We start from the raw sequence: 21,964 nt of genomic DNA on the forward strand, positions 1-21,964 counted from the left end.
GCACTATATCACAAAGATTTTATATCGTTTAACCTGTGTGGGTGCCATTTTCTTAGGAACGATTTCTATGTTACCCATGGTAGTTCTTAAGACAGTACCGGAGTTTGCTCAAATGGGGGGAACCAGTTTACTTATTATGATTGGAGTTGCATTAGAAATAAAGAAAACGATAGAAAGTCACATCGTAAGAAGATATCATAAAGGGTTTATACAAAATATATAAATAAACCAGCTTTTTCTTCAAAATGCTTAATTTTTTAAGAGTCTGTCATGTACCTATCCCTACGTGAATGAAAGAGTCCTTCAACAGGGAAAGGCACTGAAAAAGTGGTTCGGTTGCAAAGTTAGAAAAATATAAAAAGGGCTATAGATTTTGGATAGAATTTAAGCAATTGCTATTAATTTTTGTAGTTCTTTGTACGCAGAAAAGACGAAGTCTAATTCAAGACTTCGTCTCTGGTTATATAGGGTTTGAATCGTTTCAATCCCTTTTATGATACGAGAAACATGACAAATGGTTTGAAACCCCGTTGACTTCACAAATCGATGTTTAATGGTACATACAGCGTTTTGTATGTGTATAAAAACCGTTATGTTTCAGTTTTTTGAACGCACAAAGTAGGGAAGGAGCCTTGTCTGTTGTGAGAACCGTTTGTTCTCCAAAAGCTCTACCTTTGCGAACGAATTGCGCTTCTGTTGTTTAGTCTTGTATTCTTTCATCGCTTGTCCACCTTAAATTTGTCTGTATATAAGAAATGTTTGAACTACCTTTCTTATTTTCCTAATGTTATAGTGAAAGCACCCTAATTCCCAAGACCATTGTGGTCGACGGATATCATTTACACTTGCACAGTTGTACATCTACCTCAGCAGATGATACAGCTGTGCTTATTTAATTACCCCAGCATTTAAGATTTCTTACATAAATTTCATCTTGTTAACTACATATGCGTTTTCTTATTTTGCATACAAAAAAAGAACATCCTCCACCAAGGATGCTCTTCTACTAAAGGAATATGTCTCTACAATTAAATGAAGACAACTGCGTTTGTCCCTACTTCATTATATGCATTGCTTCACCTATATGTACACACGAAAGAGAGCACTCCCCAAATAAGTGCTCTCTCTTAAAAATTATCGGCAACGTTCTATATCATTGTATACTTCTCCATTCCGATTATGTCTGTAATTTGGTAAAATAAACAAAATTAATTAGTTTTTTGGTAACAGTCTTTATCTATTGTACAAATATTATCTCGAAACCCTTACTTGTCGAAATATTTGTTCATGACTCACCTCCATAACAATATGATACGACTGTACGTTGAAAAAACGAGTACTCTGGGCACAAGTACTCGTTTTTTTACATAATAAAAGAAAAGCTCAAAATAAAAAAGGTATATGATACCAAAGATATAATATAGTATACATCCAATTTTCAGTGTAATTCTTTGTATATATGTGTTGGAGAGGCGATTTCATTCGTCTCTTTTTTATTGCATTCGTTTTTATTGGTATAGAAAACCAATCGTTAGCAAATAGTAAGAATGGAAGAAGGACAGACGATAGCATTGGCGCATGGAAACCCACTACCTTCTGATTTTTGTTCTTCCTCCACTCAGTCATTGTATTTCTCTCTGAAGGATGAAAAATGCAGCATGCGAATTTACCATCAAAATTAATTACCACACATATTGCATATGCATTTTTCATTTCTTTTGAAATGAATTATATAATACGGTACGTGATATTTTAATATCCACACATAAACAAAAGAACAACCGAATACTCAGTCGCCCTTCCATTAATTCTTTATGCTATTACTATAACTCATTTTTAACAAGGGGTTCGATTCACTTTAGGAGTGAACCTAAATGATACCTTCCTTCTCAGCAAATCGTATGACTTTTAGAATTCCAGCATGTTTCTTTTTTATGTGGCTAACACTATAACTCACACATTCCGCTATCTGTTCTAACGTCATACCGTCTATATATTTCATCTTCAATATTTGATGATCTAATCCCTTGAACTTACCAATTATTTGTTTTAAATCGTGTAAATCATTTATCTTATGTGCTAATTCATATTCAATCCGTTCTATATGAACTTCTGCTTTCGCACCTTCTGATTCAGCTGTTAAACGGACGTCTTGTAAATCACCACTTACCTAACGTTTTAATTCTCTTTTACTGCGCTGTAGATTAAATTCAATATACTCAATTTCTCCTTCTAACTCTTGATATATATTTAACCAGTTAAACAAATGATGATTCACCTACTTCCTTTTATCATCTTCTTTATGACTCTAATAATCCTCGTTTTTTCAATTGTTTGCGGATTGTACTCGTGTCACACCCCAATATTTCCGCGATTTGAATGTATGCCAGGCCTTTCTTTTTCAATTCCATTACGTCTTGACATACCTTATCCCACTCCACTTTTGTTTTATACTCTCGAATTTTTTCATCTGTAATCAAACTTGAACCTAATTGTTGAATTTCTTGACCAATCTTACACGTTTCTGTGCAGTATGGATGTGTTTTTCCACTATGGTACTCACAATTATTATGACAATGATTATCCTGTAAATTTAAAATACGAATTCTAATTTCTCTTGCGTCCATACTCCATTCCTCCTCAGTTCTTTTCGTTTGTTTTTATTATACCGAGGTTGTGTGTGATGGACAGATTCTTTCAAGGTATATATAACCCTTTCTAAGAGATTATAAATCCCGAGATACCTACGATATTCAAGGGAGATTTAAACCTCAATTTACTAGGTTTCTGATAGAGTTTTTTCATTACAAAAGACAGTTTCAGAATGAAAACCTCTTTTCACACTCAGGTCCATAATGCACCTAACTGTTTAAAATACTCTGAACAATTTTATCAATTAACTCCTCTAATTCAGCTGCCGTTTCTAAATCCGCTGTATTGTCTGCAATCTCCTGTAATTTTGTGGATAATGCTAATAAGAAATCTGTGGATGCATCCATGCTTTTCCCTCCCTGTATAAAATTCTAAGTTTGGTTAATACTACCAATAAGCTAGTGATTAGCTTATTAATTAAATTGAGACATGATTTAATTAAATTCCTTCTTTTAACTGAGCAGTTAGCTTTTGCTAGCTGCTTTGTTATTTTGTATACATTTCAAGAATATGGCCATACTATTTACCACCAATGTTTCTTATATCTGGTATCACTCATTTTCTTCCGGAGGAGCTCTTTCACAGGAGTTCTTTTTTCATGCCTTATTTCAAGTGAGAAATTAACTTTCTAACAGCTTTAATTGCGATAATGTCCCCCCTACATTTGCATAAACTGCTATTCCACCTAACTTATCATCACTCGGACAAAGTCCCTCCCATTTAATTTCAACACCATTTTCCGTAAATAAATTCACCTTCCCAAAAAACACTTCGTTATCTAATTCAAATGAAAATCTCTCACCTAACCATTTACCTTCTACTTCTTTACTTACAAAATTGAATCCCCTACTCAATGTATTCCCCTCCCATAACGCTTTTGTTTCTACTTACTTTCCTCTAACCTTCGCTTCTGCTAATAATTGAGTTACTTCAAACGTGCCATGCTCTGTATATTTCATTGTTCTCCCTCCTTGTATTTAGATAAGATAACCGTTAATTTAACTGCCGTTTCCTCATTCGCAATCCATTGCCCTCTGTAATACCCAGCCAACCCTAAATCCTCGTCATCATAAGCCTCGTCCGCTTTCTTTCTGTTTTCCACTGCTGATAGCTGTAATTGGTCGATATACTCTTTGAGGTTCTGTTGCAAAGTTTTTGGAGCTGAGCTAGACTGTAGAAAAAATGAGATGAGGAGCATAACATGTGGGATATTTTAAAGGAAAACAATTCGAGAGAGACATTATCTTGGTAGCCGTCGGCTATTATTGTCGTTTTTCTTTAAGCTATCGGGATGTATCTGAAATCTTGAAAGAACGTGGAATATCGATTCATCCTACAACAATCATGCGTTGCGTGCATGAATATGGAGATTTGATTTATCAAATCTGGAAAAAGAAAAACAAAACGACACACCCTGTTTGGCATTTAGATGAGACTTACATCAAAGTTAAAGGGGAGTGGCGCTATCTTTATCGTGCAATTGATGGAGATGGACATACTTTGGATATTCAACTTCGTAGAACTCGTGATCATCAAGCGGCTTCTATGTTTATGAAGCGACTCGTCAAAGCTTTTGGAGAACCATCGGTTCTTACGACAGATAAGGCCCCGGCTTTGCTTTGTGCATTTAAAAAATTGAAGAAAGACAATTATTATACAAATACCAAACACTGTACGATCAAACATCGTAATAACCCCATTGAACAAGATCATCGACATGTAAAACGACGATTTGCCAAATCTTCTGGATTCCAAAGTATCCGTCATGCTTCTCGTACCATAAAGGGGATTGAAACGATTCAGGCTATATATAAACAGAGACGAAGTCTGGAATTAGACTCCGTCTTTTCAGTGTGTAATGAACTACAAAAATTAGTAGCGGTTGCTTAAAACCGATCTTCACTTTATAACCCTCTCTCTATTTTTTCAAACTTTGCAACAGAACCGATATACGTCTCATCCAAATGCCAAGCATGATGTGCTGATTTGTTTTTCTTCTTCCAAATTTGATAAATCAAATCTCCATATTCATGCACGCAACGCATGATTGTTGTAGGATGAATCGATATTCCACGTTCTTTCAAGATTTCAGATACATCCCGATAGCTTAAAGAAAAACGACAATAGTAGCCAACGGCTACTAAAATAATGTCCTTCTTGAATTGTTCTCCTTTAAAGAACCCTATATAGCTTCTTAATGTTATTTATTCGCTAACTTCAAAAGGTGTTTGTCTATCATATAAAGGTAGAATAGATCTATCACCTAATTTATATACATAATCCAAAGTTGTTGATCTCATCCAAGCCTTTCCTGAATTCCCTCTTTGGTATTCCCTAAATGTCTCAAGTGACATAGTCTTCCTGTTTACTTTAGTTACACTTTTCTCGAAGCTTCCTATTCCTATAGAATTATCTGTTGATGATCCATAAATTCTATGATCTGTCCTATTATCATAATTTAGATAAACAGAATCAGTCCCCCTATCATGGGCCCAATATTGATAGCCAGGTTCATTAACTTTAGTTGATTTTATTCTTATCTCATCATTAGATTGGATGAATCCATTTGCTCCATTGTTATTTTCAAAAATAATAGGTGTTCCATTATCAGTTGAAGAGTGAGCAAAAAGAACAAAATCATCCAAACCCCAACGTTCAAATGTTATGCCACCTTTATCAGGTGAATTTTTCTCTTTTAAATAGTACGGCGTATTATATTGTAATCTTTCTCCATTTTTTGTTACAGGATCGGAATAATCTGCAGCTAACGTCGTAACTGGAAGTGCGGCTATAGCAATTGCTAAAGTGAGTACACTGGTTAACGTTTTTTTCATTTTTTATACGCCCCTTAACTAATTTTTTTGACACTTCTACGAATCTAAGAAGTGTATGTAATATTTATACATCATAACCTCTCGACAGCACACATCAAAAATGTCCTTTATTTATAAAATAATGGATTCCGTTTGTTTGGTTTTGTGTTCATTCATCACTTATTTCTCTTAAATATGACCTTTGTTAAAGGACATATTTAAGATTATCGTATGCGATTCTTTATGTTAAGGTAAACTCACTCCATAATACATCTTCTTTTTCTGATCCAAGATAAGATGTATAGTAGTTTTTCCTTAATTCTAGAGCAGTCAATTAACCCAAAAAGTAAATTGGCTGTGTTTTTTTATTTAGGAATATTCTGCATTATTACAACAATAGGAATCCCCCACTTCAAACATTCCGTAAGGATGTTAAGTGGTGAGTAATTCAAAGATTGTTAATAAAAGATTAATACAGTGAAAACGAAAAGGGGGGAAAGGTTTGCTGGTTCTCCAGTAAATCTAAAAAATGCTTTTAAAACGCCATTACGAATTACTAAAATTAATTACTTATGAAAAAAGGGAATTTTCTTTAAGTGAACTAGCTAAAGAATTAAATTGTTCAACAAAAACTGTCCGAAGAGACTTAGTGCAAATAGCCGATGATTTACCAACAGATTGGTTTATTCAATCATCCAGAAAAAAGGGTATACAGCTGAATATGCCTACCTCTTCTTCAATAGATATTATACATTTTCATTATTTTAGGCATACCCTACTCTTTCAAAGTTTACATAAGTTACTCTATAATGAAGTAAAAACAGTAGATGATTGGTGTGAAAGTTTATATATTTCAAAATCACTAATGCGTTTAACCTTACTAGATATAGACATATTTTTGAAAAAATATAAGTTAACTTTAAAGAAAAGACCTTTAAGAATCGAAGGTAATGAAAGCAATATTATTTTCATGTATTATGAATTATATTTAAAGTCATATGATAAACAAGAATGGCCCTTTCAGGAATTCAAACAAAATATGTATACTGAATTTTTTAGGAAGGTTGAAAACATTATGTCCATCAAATTTTCCAGTGAGAATATTAGGAATTTGTCTATTTTTATTTCTCTGTATCTAATCAGAATTAAAAATGAAAACCCTATGTTTTTAGAAGTTGAAAACATAAAAAAAATTGAAATTTCATCTAGTTATAAAAAATTATCACAGATTGTAAAACAAACATTCAATAAATATAATGTATCATTAGACTCCAAAAGTGTATCTATTATTATAAGTGCTATGAACCATGTAGAGCATTATCCTACAAAATATAATCATAGAAAAAAAGAAAGTATCAAACAGTTATTTAAGAAAAGATCTAATGGAATTTATCCTGAAATAAAAGAATTAATACTATTATTTGAAGATACATTTCATCTTGAATTACTAAGTGATGAAGACTTTCTCTTTTCTATACTCAGTATATTCCAAACACACGAATATAAGTCGGAAATATTTTCCAAACTAAATTCTCTACAAGAGACTACTAATTATATAAAATTGAATCATACAAATACATTTAATAGTATTAAAAATATGATTCATACATGGATGATACAGACAAGCATTCGATGCCCCATAAGTGAAAATGAAATATCAATTTTAGTTATGCATATTGAATCTATATTCATGAAAATAAAAAAAGGTAACAAAAAGGTTATTTTGATTCTTAATAGTTGTGAAATTCGAAAAAAATATATTAAGGAACTTTTAAAGCTTAATTATAATAAACAACTAGACTATGTAGAGGTTACCCTAGAACATCTTCGTAATATTCAACTACATCCTAATGAAATATCTTGCATCATTACCGATACTCCATTGGATAATAAACGGAATTCTGTTCCTACTATATTCATATCTAGTATTCCTACCAAACGAGATTTGGATGAAATAGCGCAATTTATATAAGTATATTGTAATTGATTTGGATAGAAACAAGAGCCATCATCCCAAACACTAGGGATGATGGCTCTTATAAGATGCGAAAAAGATAACGATAGAAGATTAGTGACAAGGTGTTTATACATAAAAGAGACTTGTCACTGTAAAAAATATAACATAGAATCCTTTCAAAAATCCTCTGAAAATAATGGTCTATACAATTATTTTCAGAGGTAATCATTCTTCCCTATAGAATCTATACATAATACCATGTTTAGAGGAGTGATTTTCATTGACAGAAACAATAAAAATTGAAGAACTCAACACGTTCTTGCCATTGGCTTCTTTAGAAGCGCTACCTGCTGAAGATCAAAAGATGCGACTACAATACTGGAAAGAGCACTTTTCAATCAAAGAAATCTTAGAAGGATTAGGGACCTATAAAAGTAAACTCTATGATTTATATAAAAAATATGAAATCACGCCCCAAGGAACAATGCAGGCAAAACGAAAAGGAAAAGAAAAGACTATTCCCAAAGAATATATACCTATCAATCTAAAAAATACTCATTCCACCGAACCAGCTCAAACACTTCCACCAACCATTCCAATGCAAGATGTGCCCGTGGTTTCAGAATCTGAACCTAAAACGATTCCATTAGATCCTATAGAACAGATGGAACCCTCTATTCCAGAATCCTTTCATATCCACTATGCAGGACTCAAGTCTAAACAGCAGGTCATTCATCAATTGAAAGTCCTCGCTACTTTGTTAGAAGAAGAATCGCATGAACAGTACCATTTTTCCATTCAAATTGATACCACTACACAAAAATAAATCCTGTATCTTACATCAAAAAAGTCCTCCTATAATAGGTGGACTTTTTTTGAATAGACACATTATATTTCATTAGAATACTCATTACGCCTGTAACATCATCACGTTAATTCGCTTTACATTTAATTTTTGGGCAGCTCGATATGCTGTATATCCCGATACAACTTCATATTTGGTGCTATTCTCTATTCGTTTTACAACAATTTTTTCTGTAAATATTCCTTCCTTTTCATAACAATCCATTTGATGTTGGAGATCTCCTATTTGTACATATTCCTTTTGTTTAGATAACAAAGGTTGGATCTTATTCATTTTTAATTCCGTTACAGGATGTTGAATCAAGAACATCTTATCTCCAACTGGAAACTGTGGTGGTTGTTTTACGGGTAGTATTCGCCCATTCTCTTTCAACTTCACTTTTTGCACTCTCCCATCCTGGGAGACGTACACTACTTGACATATTTGTTCCTTATCCCACGACCAATACATTCGAATTCTCGCCTTATCATACACCAAAACAAATTGTTTACAAAATTGCTGAAAGTACGATACCATCTCTTCTTTAGTCGAAAATAAATTGTGTTTCAACAATTCTTGCTGCAATCTGTGATTGATATCTCGAATGGTAAATGTTGTCCCCTTTTTACAATCTGGACAAATAATTCCCATTTTGGACTGTAATTTTTTTATAGTCACGACTTTTTTATCACATCGTTGTCCACATAATTGGCAAACACCATCATATTTTTGGTGCAACTGTATCACACGTTTAGATATTGTACCTCCCTTTTTCTGCGTCTGTTTCTGTTTTACTTTCTCCTTCTTTGGAGCTTCTTTTTCTTCTTGCTGTTGCTCTGCATGAGATCGGTACATGATACGGCTAGGAGCAAATGTTTGCACTTGTTTGGCGATATCCGCTACCTTTCCCTCCATTATGATTTCATTCGCATTCGCTAACGTATCTCCACCTTCTGCAATCAACTGTAACAATTGCTTCCACTGTTCAGAATGAATGAGTGCTGTGACTTTCAAATCATACTCCTTTTCTTCAATTTGTGTTGTTTGCGTATTCGTATCATGAAATTCTATTGCAAATACATATTCTGGATCATCTGCTAAATGACGAACTTGCGATGGTTTCCCTTTCACTATCAATCGCATGTCACAATCCCTCCTTATGTCACTATATCTAGTTATCCTCTTTTATTTTGAAATTCCCTTTGTTTCTGAAACATATAGTTGATTCACTAAAGAATCGTATTCTCTTCGTGTAATTTGCTTTCCGTACAACCGAACTAATAACTCTTTATGTGCTTTTGAAAATGCCATTTTGTCAATCCATCTTGGGTATATACGATGCTTCTCTCCATTTCTGTTTGAAAACTCTGTCACATCGTATTATTGTATCTTTATATTTAGGTTCATTCAACTCGATTTTATATGAAAACCACGTTGAATCTTTCTTTATGAAACAAAATGGTGTTCCACGATTCAAGTCTAAAAACAATAAAGTTCAATCCTACACAACTAAGCAAACCATTTGTTATTTTTGATTTGCAGCATATGAATGTATCACTATCATAGCAACGTTTCCCTGTAAAGGGGATCCCCTTTACAAAAACTATATGTCGGGGGAATACCTCTAGCCAAACCAATGGCATCGCAGTGGATTTGCTCTATTCTTTCAAATGAATAGGAAAGGACAATGATCCTGTAGTCTGAATTACAGGATCATTGCCCTTTGTTTGATGTATTTCTATTTTCACTCCGCATAACCGGAGCCATATTAATTGATCTTCTCTATTATATATATCCTGGTTAAAAAATCGACATATCTACACATTGAATGCGACTTAAAATTTGTTTCGTATTGATTTGTACATCCTGTACAAATATTTCTATAGCTTGTATCAATTGTAATTCTGTTCCATGATAGCAATTTGCTACAACTCGCTCTTTCAATAACTTCCAAATACGCTCCATCAAATTCAAATTTGGAGAATATGGTGGTAAGAACAGTAATGTTAAGTTGTCTTCATGTTGTTTAAGAAAATCCTTTAACACTATCGCATGATGATAACGTGCATTATCTAATACCAGTATGATGTGTTTGTTAGGATACTCTTGTATTACATAAGTAAGGAATGTTTGAAATGTTTGTGCGTTACATGTAGTTGCAGGTAAACAAAGCACCTTTCCAGTATCTACATCAACTGTTCCAAACACAGAAGTAGTAGCGCATTTTCCATATACAGGAACTTTCTTTTGTTTTCCTTTTTCAAACCATGTGGCATGAAGAGTAGGTTGATTCTTGAAATGACACTCATCTTGATATAAAAGGACAGTATTTGGAGTCATCAAATTTCTTTTATTACTTGGATTTGTTTTTGAAATCGTTGTTGTTTCTGTTTATCCGCTTTTTTTAGCACATAAGTAGCACGTGTATAAGATAGTTTCAGACGATGTAGCATGGTTCGAATGCTTTCACGAGATAAATCTACATCGAATTTTTGTTGAATCAACAATTGTATCGTTCTTGTATTCCAGAAAGAATCTTGGGATATATCTAACTCCGTAGGAGTTGAATGTAAAACCAATTCTTTCAATTCTTGTTGGTGTGTGGCCCGCAGACGAGGTTGTTTACCGGGGATCGGTTTACGAGCTAGTAGCTCTTCTATACCACCTTTTTCAAATTTAATGATATAACTGGATACACTTTGACGATGGATGCCTAAAATTTTAGCTACTTCTATAGCCATATAGCCTTCCATAATCATTCGAACAGCAATGATCCTACGTTGATTGGAAGCTTTTTTTCTTTTTTTCTAATTTCCGTAAATCGATTGGGGATAGATTATGCGTATGTTGAATTTGTAAACCTTTAGGCATCTCCGTACACTCCAGTTTTTTATTACACAGCATGGGATATGTAGATACGATTTATACATGATGAATTTTTATCTAGGATATATATATATAACAAATACCGATATTGTGACAACTAGAATCCTCTATTTCATATATTTCCCTTTTATTCTACATATGTTAACATTTTAGTACGTGAAATTATACATCTCTACAAAACAACTTTTTGATCTTTTTAATTACAAAAAGCTGAATCCCTTCTCTCACAAGGGATTCAGCTTTTTCATTTTACTAGCATACCCGTTACAACAAGTTGCAATTATACCTCAGTGTATTCGCAACTTGTGGCTATTAATATGTATGCTATATTCCACAAAATAATTACATGTTTTTTCACTTGTTATTTAATTATATGCTGTGCTTTTTAAAATATTCTTTATCTCGAAGTTTGAAAAATAGAAGTTTTGGACAAGGTATTAGTAAAAAAATAGTGAGGTGTCTAACATGCCTTGGTTTAAAAAACCACGTTCAAAGTTAGGGAAGTTTATAGATAAGCATGAATTAAAACAAGTTGATATTGCAAAAAATAGTGGCCTTAGAGAATCAACTATTAGCAGACTTGCAAACATAGAAAGTGTATCTCCTAGCATGAAAACAGCTAATAAAGTCTTAAAAGCCCTCAGAAAGTTAACTGGAAAAAATGTTAATCATACAGATTTTTGGATGTAGCCTTTTATAGCACATCTTGTAGCAAATACGACTGTACATACACATTATAATTTAGCGCATAGTTCAGTAATTGTTTCTCCCTGCAATCCGATATCGTACAAAAGATAATGATTGGTTTGATCTGTTGTTGCTTCTGATATATGTGGGTGAGATACGCGTAATACTGTAGTTTCTTCTCATTCACTTTCATGTGCTGAAGCCTATCTATTTCTACGAAGTGAGGAACATTGTCTTTGATGAAGAAGGCGTCTGGTACAATTGTTTTTTCTTCTCCTTGATAACGTAGAGTAATGACTTGCTCTGTTTTCCATTCGGGGAAATCTAACCACATCCATGCTTCATTTCGCAATAAGATGTGTTCCAGTTGGTGTTTCTTTTTTCGCTCTTTTGCCTGTATACCAAGCAGTTCCATACCTTTTTTATTGAGATAATACACATACTCTCGGTTATGAGAAGTTACATGACAGTAAGGGCGTAAATCCTTTAGGATACGATTTGCATTCCTGATACTACCTAGACAGTGAATTGCTTGCAACTGGCGTCTAGACGCAAAATCTAGCTTACTTAAAGTGTATAAAATCTCGATGTGTCTCGCTTTTTGTTTCATCTTTTGATGTTTCATGATGCTCCACCACCTTGTAGGGTTTCAGTAACTTCCACATCTCTTGATTAGACAAATATGGCACTTGAATTTCTTCTACACGATCTGTTTTGAAAAGCGCCCGTCCTGGTATAGATAGAAGTTCTTCTAATCCACTTTCATCTATCGCCACTTGCGAAGCAACCATGGTTGGCAAGCGGAATCCAATCTTGGCATCACTATTTTGTTTAATTTGTCGTGGCAATGTATCAGAAGTCGGGTACTGGGTGCAAAAAATCAAGCGAAACCCTAATGCACCGCCAATCCTCGCTATTTCAGACAACATTTCTTGACATAAATAGAGCATATCTCTCTTTTGTTTTGACAATCCTTGCGTGGGACACAGGTTAGCTGACTCGTCAACGATGATGAAATAACGCTCCTTGATTGGCGTATCTACAATATTAGTGAAATACGATTCTTTCATACGTACCACTTGTTCCACCATCTTTTCTCGGATTCGATTTAACATATCAAATGCTTGCACCGGATTCTCCGCTACTTCTTTCACTTGTGCCAAATCCTTATAAGGACTAAACTCCAATCCTTCTTTTAAATCAATCACGTAGAATTGCACGTGATTGAGTTGCTGCAAAATTAAACTAGTCATGATATTTTTGAGAAAAACCGTTTTACCAAAACGTGTCATCCCACTGACGCACATATGCGGTGTTCTCTCAAAGTCATGATCTATCATACGGTCTAACGCTCTTCCTATAATGACTTTCCACGTTTTCTCTTGTAACAACTCTTTAGACCAATTCCACTTTTGAGGAATACGTTTCTCAAATACCCGTATGAATAATTTCCTTTGCTGGAACGATATCATCACGGGCTTATATAGTCCTTCCTCCAGTACTTGCACTAACTTCTGTATTAACTGGCTCGGCACACCCAACGGAAGTCGATAAACATATGTGGTACTCACGCTATCCTCCGTCTGTTTCAAAAACACAGGGTACTGAATTTCTCCTTTATGTTGTACACACACTTTCGTGATTTCAAAAAATGCTTTGGTTTTTTTCTTATCACTCAGCTCTTTTCCCTTATAAAAATAAGAGACTGTTAAAGGTTCTGGTGCAAAGTTTTTTAAGTGAAATTAAAATGTAAGAAAAATGATTCGAGGAGCATGCTGCATGAAATATTTTAAAGGAAAACAGTTCAAGAAAAATATTATTTTAGTAGCCGTCGGCTATTATTGCCGTTTTTCTTTAAGTTATCGTGATGTATCTGAAACCCTGAAAGAACGTGGAATTTCTGTTCACCCAACAACAATCATGCGTTGGGTGCATGAATATGGCAATTTGATTTATCGAATTTGGAAGAAGAAAAATAAATCAGCACATTTCGTATGGCATTTAGATGAAACCTATATCAAAGTCAAGGGAGAGTGGCGTTATCTTTATCGTGCGATTGATCAAGAAGGATATACCTTGGATATCCAACTTCGTAAAACAAGAGATCATCAAGCCGCCTATATGTTTATGAAAAGGTTAGTGAAAGCTTTTGGAGAACCAACGGCTCTCACAACAGACAAGGCTCCTGCCCTACTTTGTGCGTTCAAAAAACTGAAACATAACGGTTTTTATCTGCATACGAAACATTGTACCGTTAAGCATCTAAATAACCTCATCGAACAAGATCATAGACATATCAAGCGACGTTTTGCCAAATCCGCAGGATTTCAAAGTCTTCGCCATGCTTCACGTACATTGAAAGGAATCGAAACGATTCATGCTATATACAAACAAAAGAGAAGTCACATTCCAGACTTCTCTTTTTCGACGTACAATGAATTACAAAAATTATTCAGAACTGCTTAAACTACAACCGGATTTTGTAAACTGGTTTATGGTTTTTCAAACTTTGCAACAGAACCAAACAAAACGACACACCCTGTTTGGCATTTAGATGAGACTTACATCAAAGTTAAAGGGGAGTGGCGCTATCTGTATCGTGCAATTGATGGAGATGGACATACTTTGGATATTCAACTGCGTAGAACACGTAATCATCAAGCGGCTTATATGTTTATGAAGCGACTCATCAAGGCTTTTGGAGAACCATCGGTGCTTACGACAGACAAGGCTCCGTCTTTTCAGTGTACAATGAACTACAAAAATTAGTAGCGGTTACTTAAAACCGATCTTCACTTTATAACCCTCTCTCTATTTTTTCAAACTTTGCAACAGAACCTATTTGCTCCCTGACCATGACCCTATTTAAAAATAAATATATGGATTGTATATAGTATGTTTGGATAATTGACCATCTTTTTTGATTTCTAACGAATATTCTGTACCATCCGCTACAAAGAAATCGGATGAACGTTCAGATGTTTGCTTATATGTATATATACCAACAGGAAGTTGGAAAGAAATTTCACCGTTCGAATCGGTCTTTTGCTTCAAATATACTTTTCCCTTTTTATATACGGTAAACTCTACATCTGATAACTTTTCTGTTCTAATAACTTGAAATGTATATAAACCTAATACAGTCAGTTGTAAATTTCCAATTTCGGCCCTTTTTCCGACGATTTGATTAGTCTGTCGGGTTGTATTCTTCATCTCATAGAATTCCCCAGTATTTGCTTGTGTATGCTGTGGTATAGCTGTACTAAACAAAATCGAACCTGTTACAAAAGGTACAGCTAGAAATCGAACTGCATATTTTCCTGTTTTGTTCATTATAGTCCCTCCTATATATGAAATGGATGCTTCCTAACAAACATCCCTGGTTCTCACTTTGTCTACTTCGTAACAATTCCAGATTTGATGCAAAACATGTATCCTTATGATAGATTCACCTGTCATTCTTTCCTATTTCCCCATGTATCGACTAGATGTAGTTATATTTCCTTGTGTATATGCGACTTAAATACTTTATAAACATATCTTTAGTTACACCGTAAATGAATTTCATATCACACACAAGGTGATATCTGTATTTCTCAACCTACGCATGTTACGAATCTAAAATGTAAGTCTACCTTGTAGAATCATTATCAATTCAAATATTGTTGATGGGCGGTGCCCCCATGCTACCTGTTTTATCTACATAACTTTTTATCAATGATGCAATTTTATGTCCCTAACATGGCATGCAGACAAAAATCAGAAAAAAGAATTTCAGATTTTGTATGAAACATACAGAATGTAAGATTATATTTCTCATGTTTTAGGTTGTTGACACCAAATTTCATCCTCCCTAGACTAAACATAAGATCACATCCGAATCAGTATCAAAGGCTTACCAATATAGAAAATTGGCAAGCTTTTTTTATTACATCCTGTTCATGTGATCATAACTATAAGGGAGGCGTTACCAAGTGACATTACTAGAAAACATCTTGATGCATAATGAAACGTTTGTACAAAAACAAGAATACGAACCTTTTTCTACGACCAAATTTCCAAATAAAAAATTGTTGATTGTAACCTGTATGGATACCAGGCTGTTAACATTATTACCACAGGCATTGGGCTTACAAAATGGGGATGCCAAAGTCATAAAGAACGCAGGCGCTGTGATCTCACATCCTTTTGGTAGCATGATGCGTAGTATCATACTGGGCATTTATGAATTACAAGTGGAGGAAATTTGTGTGATTGGTCATGAAGATTGTGGCATGGCGGGTTTGCAAGCAGAGCCGCTATTAGAAAAGGTAAAACAGCAAGGTATTGATTCCACTTGCATTCGTACATTGCAACAAGCAGGCATTGATCTATCTACATGGTTAACTGGTTTCCGAAATGTACAGGAAAGTGTCCAACATAGTGTAGAAATTATACGCCAACATCCCTTATTACCATCTTATGTACCTGTGCATGGACTTGTCATTCACCCCAAAACAGGCAGCTTAGAAGTTGTTGTAGAGGGATATTCCTACGCACATACAACAAGTCCTTAAATGAATGCATGAAGAGGAGGAAAAACGATGAGATTTTCCGGCAGATATGCAGGATATAACCTCGCGAACTTACAAAAAGATATGCTGGCAGGATTAGTTGTAGGGATTGTCGCGATTCCGCTTGCAATGGCATTTGCTATCGCTTGTGGTGTACGACCTGAATATGGTATTTATACGACGATTATCGCTGGGATTCTCGTATCCGTATTTGGTGGATCGAAATATCAGATTGCAGGACCAACAGGCGCATTTGTACCGATCTTACTTGGTATTGTGATGCAATATGGCTATGAAAACTTATTGATTGCTGGTTTTATGGCAGGAATTTTACTTGTTATTATGGGCGTATGCAAACTAGGAAGGTTTATCACATTTATTCCGCGACCTGTCATGATTGGTTTTACAACGGGGATTGCTGTCATCATCTTCTCAGGACAGATTGCAAATTTTTTAGGGCTTCATCACCTGGAAAAGCAAGAAACCTTTTTTTATAATATGAAAGAAATTGGAACAAATATCGCAGAACTGAATCCTTATAGTATCTTTACAGCGCTCCTTTGCTTAGGGATTGTGATTGCAGCTACAAAATGGTTGCCTCGAATTCCAGGCGCATTATTAGGATTAGTCATTTCTAGTTTGATAGCAACCATGTTATTTCCGAATCAAATTGAAACGATTGGTACCACATATGGCGATATCCCATATCAGCTACCAGATTTTCAAATGCCTACCTTTACATGGGATAACATCCTCATGTTATTTCCGGCAGCATGTATCATTGCTGCCTTAGGTGGGATTGAATCGTTATTATCTGCCATGGTGGCAGATAATATGGCAAATAGCAAACATAATAGTAATAAAGAACTGGTGGGACAAGGAATTGCCAATATGGTGGCACCATTATTTGGCGGAATTCCTGCGACGGGTGCCATCGCTAGAACCGCAACAAATATTAAAAATGGGGCCACTTCTCCAATATCAGGCATTGTACACGGAATTGTAGTATTACTGGTGTTATTATTTCTGTCTCCGCTTGCTTTTCATATTCCACTGGCTAGTATGGCACCAATTTTAATGGTCGTTGCTTGGAATATGAGTGAGAAGCATGAGTTTATTCATATTCTGAAAACAAAAACTGGGGACACCCTCATACTTGTATTGACATTTCTATTAACCGTTTTCACAGATCTTACAACCGGAGTAAGCGTGGGATTACTTCTTGCTTTTCTTTTATTTGTTGGAAAAATGAGCAAATCCTTACGTGTTAGAAAAGTATTGCCAGATCCAGTAGATTCCTATGTCAAGTCAGACATCGTAGGAAATGGGAAAAATTGTCCACAAATCAGTATCTTTACCGTAGAAGGTCCCTTTTTCTTTGGTACCATAAAGGAATTTGAAACGTGTATAGAAGCATCCCTACAATCTAACGCTCACATTCTTCTCCTACGTATGGGAAACGTTTCTTTTATGGATACTTCAGCAGAGTCCGCAGTAGAACACATTCGAAAGAAGATGATAGAAAAACAAGGAACCCTTTTGATTTCAGGTATCCAGCATCAACCGAAAGAACTATTCCATCAAACAGGGTTATACGAAAGGATTGGAGAGCAACACTTTTTCACACGTACAGGATTAGCGTTACACTTTGCACTACAAGAATTAGAGGTATCCCAATGTAAGGGCTGTAAACAATTTGTGTTTCAAGAATGTACGACACTTTCTGGACAATCTGCAGAAACAGAGTCAGATAGGAAACGTTCTCCATTAGAAATCAACATGTAAATCATAAAGTAACGTTAGAATGATATATCGCTATATTCTACATGTTCGTTTACCCACAACAGACATACGTTTTTTAAAGGGACTTTCTATAGAAGATCCCTTTTTTCTTTTTCATGTATCCTTCAAGAAGGAAAATACATGAGCATAGCTAAATACTTATAGTGGTGTCATACACCATTTTTCAAAAACCATCGAAGACAAATCTCATGTATCATCTAAATGAAGAAGGAGCGGCCCGATGGAATTAGAAAAAGTTGTGCGCAAATATGAAGTAGATTTATTACGTTTGCCTTATGTTGTGGGAGTAGGAATGGGATTTGTACAAGGGAAAGAAGTGATTCAAGTATTTGTTTCAAAAAAAGTACCACGTTCTGAATTAAAAGTAGAAGAACAAATACCTGCACAATTGGAAACATATCTAACAAACATTATAGAAGTGGGAACCATTACAAATCATTACACTGAATAAGGGGGAGAGTGTTATGGGCAACTATTCAAACATAAGGGTGTTGACGGTTCAGGAACAACAAGGCATTCCAAAAGTACAACAAAGTGTAGAGGATGATTTCTTACAGTTTCGGAATGTAACAGGCATTGGAGCCGGTATTCAACAGGTAAATGGGGTTATGACAGGTACCCCTTCTTTACTTGTATTTGTAGATCAAAAACTACCTGTGGAAACATTAGAAACCAATCAAATCATTCCAAAAGAAATAAACTGAATCAAAACCGACGTCATTCAAACAGGATATCTATTTGCTGGTACCCAGCAAACACTACAATTTGATACACAAGCACTTTCAACTCGAGTTCGCCCAGCAAAAGGTGGTTATAGTGTTGCACACCGAAATGTGACGGCAGGTACGATTGCTACTTGCGTATATGATATATTAGGTTCTGGTGCAAAGTTGAAAAATCACTCAAAATAATGAATTCGGCATGCGATTTCTTGTATATTTTATAATATTTATTCTTGTAATTTGCATCTTTATTCTAAAATTTTAAGAAAATAAAAACTTTGCAACAGAGTCAGTATACCACTTCTACTCATCAGGTAGCATAGTAAAAAAATTGAAGCCCGTCAGGGTTTATTTGATATGCCTACTTTTATAAAATCTATAAAAGATAATAAAAAACTATATGGAAAGACCGCATTTTGTATAAAAATATACCTTAAGTTGATGGATGTGGGGCGTTACCCCCATAGATACTTCCTTTATATAATTAACATTTCATCATAAGTAAATGTTATTATTAAAATAGTAAATATGTATTTTACTTATTTTTAATTTACTCTTAAAGTAAAGGAAACAATATAGATGGAGTGTCCCTGTTTATATGACTTCAACATTTGTTTTTGATAATGCAGAAGTAGGAGCACAACGCTTCGCAGGAGAAGATCCAGGATTTATGTATTCACGCCTGGGGAATCCAAATGTAAGAGAACTGGAATCTGGAAAAATCCAACTAGATAAAGAAGGTGTAAAAATGCTAAACCCATTGGCTTTAGAATTAAATCATGTCATTGAAGAACGGAATAAACCAGTATATGAAATGTTTTCAATGTTAGGAAAATCCTTGTATTTCCCTAAAGGGATTGTCAGCCAAGCTGGAGAGGCAAGGGGGAAAGCGGACCGATTCAATGCAACAATCGGGATGGCTTCAGAGGGTGGACAACCCATGTATATAGATGTGATTCATAAAAACCTTTCCTCATATAATCCGAAAGACCTGTATCCGTATGCACCACCCGCGGGAAAACAGGAGCTGCGTGAGGTTTGGAGAAAAAAGCTTCTAAAGGATAATCCTTCCCTTGAAGGAAAGGAATTTGGTACCCCGATTGTGACGAATGGGCTGACCCATGGCTTGAGTATCGTATCCGACCTGTTTGTGGAAAAAGGCGATTCGATTATACTGCCAGATAAGTACTGGGATAACTATCATATACTTTTCAACATCCGCCACGACTGTGGGACCGTGACCTATCCTTTATTTACGAAAACAAACAAATTTAATGTAGAAGGTATGCTGAAGGCCCTTTTATCCTGCAAAAATGGTAAAGCGATTCTTGTGCTTAATTTTCCGAATAATCCTACCGGGTATACTCCTACGGTGAAAGAGGCAGAAGGAATTCTTGATGCCATCAAGCAGGCAGCGGATCTTGGGGTTAATATTGTCGCTGTTATGGATGATGCTTATTTTGGATTATATTACGAAGATTCAATCAAGGAATCTATATTTGCTCGTTTAGTAGGATTACACCCGAATGTCCTCCCAATTAAAATTGATGGGGCAACGAAAGAAGAGTATGCTTGGGGTTTTCGTGTTGGGTTTCTCACATTTGGAATTCAGGATCCTCTGGTTTTAGAAGCGTTGGAGAAAAAGACGATGGGTTCCATTCGAAGTACCATCTCATGCAGTCCACACCTTTCCCAAACAATCATTTTGGATGCCTTGTTACATCCTGAATTTGAAATGCAGTGCAAGGAGAGAAATAAAGTAATGGAAGACAGGGCCAGACGAGTCAAAGAGATCTTAGCTGACGGGAAATATGCGGATGAATTTGAACCTTATCCATTTAACTCAGGATATTTCGTATGCCTTCGCATAAAACATTCTGATGCTGAAACACTAAGGATCCACTTGCTCAATCAGTACGGAGTGGGTACCATCTCCCTTGCCAAGACAGACCTTCGGATTGCATTTTCCTGTGTGGAATTAAAGGATCTAGACCGCCTTTTTGAACTTATCTATCAGTCTTGTAAAGAATTGAATCAATGTTATATAAAGCTATGATATTTCAGAAGTTTTTCCTGAAGCATACATCGTTGGAGAAGGAAATAATTGATTTTTGGATTGAGACCATATTTTAGTTATTCCATTATAGGGCGCTATTGTTGAAGATCAAAGGTAGAAAATTATCAAACTTTTTTATAAAAACGGAACTTAAATATGTTAGAAAAGAATCTATTTTGATCAATCCTTTTTTCAAAATAGATTCTTTTTACTTACCATAAAATACGGGTTTATGAGGTGTTTTTGATCAAACTTTATTCCAAATCAACAACAATCATAAAAGTTTATCCTTTAGGTTCTCGTACAAAAATTTCAAAATAACTGAAAGTCACCTTACAAACTTGGAAATATTGATAGAATTTCCAAGTTTGTTGTTACCTAAAGAAATACTTGAATCAATGGACTTATATGAAGGGGATACAGTAAAAATACTTTATAATCCGATTAAGAAGGAAGTTGTTTTGAGGAACGAACAAAATACCCCTACCTCTGACGAATCAGAAATAAGGTCAATTGTTGTTAAAGTCTTAAAAGAAAAGGGATTGATCTGAGGGTGAAGCAACACTCTCAGATCAATCCCTTTTGGGAGTCATGAGAATTTAACTTAACATTAATTTTTTTTAGTTTTTTTATTATTGCTACGTGTAAGATAAACAATATCGTTAGTTGTTTTCCTTACAATATTAAGTTATAACTTTGTCTACTATATACAAAAAAATACACCTTTATGGCTATCTTTGTGTTTTGGCTTTCCATATTTCATTTATGCGACGTGTAGAAATGTGTTTCCATATTCCATATATTTGAATAGATATGAATTGTTCTTTCAATTGCACCTCTAGGGGTCTATCCAGCTGAATATACCCTCTATGAATCTTAGGGTCATCATCATTAAATACGATTCCTACCTCTACTGTGTTTTTCTCTGCGTACATATATATTCCCCTTTACAGTGCCTCAAAATGAGGTTGTTTACTTAACGAAAATGGTT

21 protein-coding genes and 8 pseudogenes are annotated in these 21,964 nt (G+C 35.0%); 13 read left to right on the plus strand and 16 right to left on the minus strand.

What is annotated here, in order from left to right; all coding sequences use genetic code 11:
* Nucleotides 1–223, plus strand: a pseudogene (locus CDB3_RS28420) (preprotein translocase subunit SecY); the annotation flags it as partial.
* Between the two features lie 161 nt (nt 224–384).
* On the opposite strand, the pseudogene CDB3_RS32635 reads toward CDB3_RS28420, so the two are convergent.
* From CDB3_RS32635 to CDB3_RS28445, 6 genes and pseudogenes are all read right to left on the minus strand, one after another.
* Nucleotides 385–670, minus strand: a pseudogene (locus CDB3_RS32635) (IS6 family transposase); the annotation flags it as partial.
* A gap of 1,200 nt (nt 671–1,870) precedes the next feature.
* Nucleotides 1,871–2,266 (minus strand): annotated as a pseudogene (locus CDB3_RS28430) (sigma-70 RNA polymerase sigma factor region 4 domain-containing protein).
* Nucleotides 2,267–2,300: 34 nt separating this feature from the next.
* Entirely contained in the window at nt 2,301–2,627 is a 327-nt protein-coding gene (locus CDB3_RS28435) for a zinc-finger domain-containing protein (RefSeq protein WP_128856768.1), read from the minus strand.
* Nucleotides 2,628–2,861: 234 nt separating this feature from the next.
* Nucleotides 2,862–2,999 carry a hypothetical protein gene (locus tag CDB3_RS31885; protein ID WP_179139766.1) on the minus strand — a complete coding sequence of 46 codons (138 nt, stop codon included), beginning with the start codon at nt 2,997–2,999 and terminating at the stop codon, nt 2,862–2,864.
* Nucleotides 3,000–3,272: 273 nt separating this feature from the next.
* Nucleotides 3,273–3,506, minus strand: a complete 234-nt coding sequence (locus tag CDB3_RS28440) for a hypothetical protein (RefSeq protein ID WP_128856769.1) — start codon at nt 3,504–3,506, stop codon at nt 3,273–3,275.
* Between the two features lie 101 nt (nt 3,507–3,607).
* Nucleotides 3,608–3,802, minus strand: coding sequence for a hypothetical protein (locus CDB3_RS28445; RefSeq protein ID WP_128856770.1), 195 nt, complete (start codon nt 3,800–3,802; stop codon nt 3,608–3,610).
* Between the two features lie 53 nt (nt 3,803–3,855).
* On the opposite strand from CDB3_RS28445, the gene CDB3_RS28450 reads away from it, so the two are divergent.
* The gene (locus tag CDB3_RS28450; RefSeq protein WP_128856771.1) at nt 3,856–4,542 is read left to right on the plus strand and encodes an IS6 family transposase; all 687 of its coding nucleotides are present in this window, start codon (nt 3,856–3,858) and stop codon (nt 4,540–4,542) included.
* A gap of 56 nt (nt 4,543–4,598) precedes the next feature.
* On the opposite strand, the pseudogene CDB3_RS28455 reads toward CDB3_RS28450, so the two are convergent.
* Both CDB3_RS28455 and CDB3_RS28460 read right to left on the minus strand, forming a co-directional pair.
* A pseudogene (locus CDB3_RS28455) lies at nt 4,599–4,838 on the minus strand (transposase domain-containing protein); the annotation flags it as partial.
* 18 nt (nt 4,839–4,856) lie between these two features.
* Nucleotides 4,857–5,486, minus strand: a complete 630-nt coding sequence (locus tag CDB3_RS28460) for a hypothetical protein (RefSeq protein ID WP_128856772.1) — start codon at nt 5,484–5,486, stop codon at nt 4,857–4,859.
* A 508-nt stretch (nt 5,487–5,994) separates the two neighbouring features.
* Here CDB3_RS28460 and CDB3_RS28465 point away from each other — a divergent pair.
* Both CDB3_RS28465 and CDB3_RS28470 read left to right on the plus strand, forming a co-directional pair.
* Entirely contained in the window at nt 5,995–7,437 is a 1,443-nt protein-coding gene (locus CDB3_RS28465; RefSeq protein WP_128856773.1) for an AcpB/EbpR/MafR family transcriptional regulator, read from the plus strand.
* Nucleotides 7,438–7,702: 265 nt separating this feature from the next.
* Nucleotides 7,703–8,248, plus strand: a complete 546-nt coding sequence (locus CDB3_RS28470) for a hypothetical protein (RefSeq protein ID WP_128856774.1) — start codon at nt 7,703–7,705, stop codon at nt 8,246–8,248.
* Nucleotides 8,249–8,332: 84 nt separating this feature from the next.
* On the opposite strand, the gene CDB3_RS28475 is transcribed toward CDB3_RS28470, so the two are convergent.
* Together CDB3_RS28475 and CDB3_RS32640 are read right to left on the minus strand one after the other, a co-directional pair.
* The gene (locus CDB3_RS28475; protein ID WP_128856775.1) at nt 8,333–9,409 is read right to left on the minus strand and encodes a ParB/Srx family N-terminal domain-containing protein; all 1,077 of its coding nucleotides are present in this window, start codon (nt 9,407–9,409) and stop codon (nt 8,333–8,335) included.
* A gap of 42 nt (nt 9,410–9,451) precedes the next feature.
* Complete coding sequence (locus tag CDB3_RS32640) at nt 9,452–9,577, minus strand: hypothetical protein (protein ID WP_256869956.1); 126 nt, start codon at nt 9,575–9,577, stop codon at nt 9,452–9,454.
* 131 nt (nt 9,578–9,708) lie between these two features.
* Between CDB3_RS32640 and CDB3_RS32645 the strand changes: the two are divergent.
* Nucleotides 9,709–9,786 (plus strand): annotated as a pseudogene (locus tag CDB3_RS32645) (RNA-guided endonuclease TnpB family protein); the annotation flags it as partial.
* 280 nt (nt 9,787–10,066) lie between these two features.
* On the opposite strand, the gene CDB3_RS28485 reads toward CDB3_RS32645, so the two are convergent.
* Nucleotides 10,067–10,606, minus strand: a complete 540-nt coding sequence (locus CDB3_RS28485) for an IS630 family transposase (protein WP_142263482.1) — start codon at nt 10,604–10,606, stop codon at nt 10,067–10,069.
* Complete coding sequence (locus CDB3_RS28490) at nt 10,606–11,007, minus strand: winged helix-turn-helix domain-containing protein (RefSeq protein WP_256869731.1); 402 nt, start codon at nt 11,005–11,007, stop codon at nt 10,606–10,608. The genes CDB3_RS28485 and CDB3_RS28490 overlap by 1 nt, the downstream gene beginning before the upstream one ends.
* Nucleotides 11,008–11,617: 610 nt before the next feature.
* Between CDB3_RS28490 and CDB3_RS28495 the strand changes: the two genes are divergently transcribed.
* Entirely contained in the window at nt 11,618–11,842 is a 225-nt protein-coding gene (locus CDB3_RS28495) for a helix-turn-helix domain-containing protein (protein ID WP_128856777.1), read from the plus strand.
* 4 nt (nt 11,843–11,846) lie between these two features.
* On the opposite strand, the gene CDB3_RS28500 is transcribed toward CDB3_RS28495, so the two are convergent.
* Both CDB3_RS28500 and CDB3_RS28505 read right to left on the minus strand, forming a co-directional pair.
* Nucleotides 11,847–12,464 (minus strand): replication-relaxation family protein, encoded by a 618-nt coding sequence (locus CDB3_RS28500; protein WP_128856778.1) that lies wholly within the window; start codon nt 12,462–12,464, stop codon nt 11,847–11,849.
* Nucleotides 12,403–13,551, minus strand: a pseudogene (locus tag CDB3_RS28505) (FtsK/SpoIIIE domain-containing protein); the annotation flags it as partial. The pseudogene CDB3_RS28505 and the gene CDB3_RS28500, both read right to left, overlap by 62 nt.
* A 67-nt stretch (nt 13,552–13,618) precedes the next feature.
* On the opposite strand from CDB3_RS28505, the gene CDB3_RS28510 reads away from it, so the two are divergent.
* Both CDB3_RS28510 and CDB3_RS28515 read left to right on the plus strand, forming a co-directional pair.
* On the plus strand, nt 13,619–14,305 hold the full coding sequence (locus CDB3_RS28510; protein WP_128856780.1) for an IS6 family transposase: 687 nt from the start codon (nt 13,619–13,621) through the stop codon (nt 14,303–14,305).
* A gap of 78 nt (nt 14,306–14,383) precedes the next feature.
* Nucleotides 14,384–14,584: pseudogene (locus CDB3_RS28515) on the plus strand (DDE-type integrase/transposase/recombinase); the annotation flags it as partial.
* 120 nt (nt 14,585–14,704) lie between these two features.
* Here CDB3_RS28515 and CDB3_RS28520 read toward each other — a convergent pair.
* On the minus strand, nt 14,705–15,172 hold the full coding sequence (locus CDB3_RS28520) for a prealbumin-like fold domain-containing protein (protein WP_256869954.1): 468 nt from the start codon (nt 15,170–15,172) through the stop codon (nt 14,705–14,707).
* 665 nt (nt 15,173–15,837) lie between these two features.
* On the opposite strand from CDB3_RS28520, the gene CDB3_RS28525 reads away from it, so the two are divergent.
* The 5 genes and pseudogenes from CDB3_RS28525 to CDB3_RS28545 all read left to right on the plus strand — a co-directional run.
* Nucleotides 15,838–16,395, plus strand: coding sequence for a beta-class carbonic anhydrase (locus CDB3_RS28525; RefSeq protein ID WP_372708562.1), 558 nt, complete (start codon nt 15,838–15,840; stop codon nt 16,393–16,395).
* A gap of 27 nt (nt 16,396–16,422) precedes the next feature.
* The gene (locus tag CDB3_RS28530; RefSeq protein ID WP_128856782.1) at nt 16,423–18,177 is read left to right on the plus strand and encodes a SulP family inorganic anion transporter; all 1,755 of its coding nucleotides are present in this window, start codon (nt 16,423–16,425) and stop codon (nt 18,175–18,177) included.
* A gap of 238 nt (nt 18,178–18,415) precedes the next feature.
* Nucleotides 18,416–18,646: a hypothetical protein gene (locus CDB3_RS28535; protein WP_128856783.1), complete on the plus strand. Its 231-nt coding sequence runs from the start codon at nt 18,416–18,418 to the stop codon at nt 18,644–18,646.
* A gap of 13 nt (nt 18,647–18,659) precedes the next feature.
* Nucleotides 18,660–18,899, plus strand: coding sequence for a hypothetical protein (locus CDB3_RS32650; protein WP_256869955.1), 240 nt, complete (start codon nt 18,660–18,662; stop codon nt 18,897–18,899).
* Between the two features lie 610 nt (nt 18,900–19,509).
* Nucleotides 19,510–20,973: pseudogene (locus CDB3_RS28545) on the plus strand (aminotransferase class I/II-fold pyridoxal phosphate-dependent enzyme); the annotation flags it as partial.
* A 731-nt stretch (nt 20,974–21,704) separates the two neighbouring features.
* On the opposite strand, the gene CDB3_RS28555 reads toward CDB3_RS28545, so the two are convergent.
* Nucleotides 21,705–21,908, minus strand: a complete 204-nt coding sequence (locus tag CDB3_RS28555; RefSeq protein WP_128856786.1) for a hypothetical protein — start codon at nt 21,906–21,908, stop codon at nt 21,705–21,707.
* Nucleotides 21,909–21,964 lie beyond the last annotated feature (56 nt).

Origin of the sequence: Bacillus sp. CDB3, from assembly GCF_002081505.1 — a bacterium.
GTDB lineage: Bacteria > Bacillota > Bacilli > Bacillales > Bacillaceae_G > Bacillus_A > Bacillus_A cereus_AT.

What these genes read in the sequence shown, in the direction of transcription:
- CDB3_RS28500 (WP_128856778.1), bottom strand. Translation starts at nt 12,464, where the DNA reads ATGAAACATCAAAAGATGAAACAAAAAGCGAGACACATCGAGATTTTA.
- CDB3_RS32640 (WP_256869956.1), bottom strand. Translation starts at nt 9,577, where the DNA reads ATGGCATTTTCAAAAGCACATAAAGAGTTATTAGTTCGGTTGTACGGA.
- CDB3_RS28530 (WP_128856782.1), top strand. Translation starts at nt 16,423, where the DNA reads ATGAGATTTTCCGGCAGATATGCAGGATATAACCTCGCGAACTTACAA.
- CDB3_RS28435 (WP_128856768.1), bottom strand. Translation starts at nt 2,627, where the DNA reads ATGGACGCAAGAGAAATTAGAATTCGTATTTTAAATTTACAGGATAAT.
- CDB3_RS28485 (WP_142263482.1), bottom strand. Translation starts at nt 10,606, where the DNA reads ATGACTCCAAATACTGTCCTTTTATATCAAGATGAGTGTCATTTCAAG.
- CDB3_RS28465 (WP_128856773.1), top strand. Translation starts at nt 5,995, where the DNA reads ATGCTTTTAAAACGCCATTACGAATTACTAAAATTAATTACTTATGAA.
- CDB3_RS32650 (WP_256869955.1), top strand. Translation starts at nt 18,660, where the DNA reads ATGGGCAACTATTCAAACATAAGGGTGTTGACGGTTCAGGAACAACAA.
- CDB3_RS28525 (WP_372708562.1), top strand. Translation starts at nt 15,838, where the DNA reads ATGCATAATGAAACGTTTGTACAAAAACAAGAATACGAACCTTTTTCT.
- CDB3_RS31885 (WP_179139766.1), bottom strand. Translation starts at nt 2,999, where the DNA reads ATGGATGCATCCACAGATTTCTTATTAGCATTATCCACAAAATTACAG.
- CDB3_RS28555 (WP_128856786.1), bottom strand. Translation starts at nt 21,908, where the DNA reads ATGTACGCAGAGAAAAACACAGTAGAGGTAGGAATCGTATTTAATGAT.
- CDB3_RS28510 (WP_128856780.1), top strand. Translation starts at nt 13,619, where the DNA reads ATGAAATATTTTAAAGGAAAACAGTTCAAGAAAAATATTATTTTAGTA.
- CDB3_RS28490 (WP_256869731.1), bottom strand. Translation starts at nt 11,007, where the DNA reads ATGGCTATAGAAGTAGCTAAAATTTTAGGCATCCATCGTCAAAGTGTA.
- CDB3_RS28475 (WP_128856775.1), bottom strand. Translation starts at nt 9,409, where the DNA reads ATGCGATTGATAGTGAAAGGGAAACCATCGCAAGTTCGTCATTTAGCA.
- CDB3_RS28520 (WP_256869954.1), bottom strand. Translation starts at nt 15,172, where the DNA reads ATGAACAAAACAGGAAAATATGCAGTTCGATTTCTAGCTGTACCTTTT.
- CDB3_RS28495 (WP_128856777.1), top strand. Translation starts at nt 11,618, where the DNA reads ATGCCTTGGTTTAAAAAACCACGTTCAAAGTTAGGGAAGTTTATAGAT.
- CDB3_RS28460 (WP_128856772.1), bottom strand. Translation starts at nt 5,486, where the DNA reads ATGAAAAAAACGTTAACCAGTGTACTCACTTTAGCAATTGCTATAGCC.
- CDB3_RS28535 (WP_128856783.1), top strand. Translation starts at nt 18,416, where the DNA reads ATGGAATTAGAAAAAGTTGTGCGCAAATATGAAGTAGATTTATTACGT.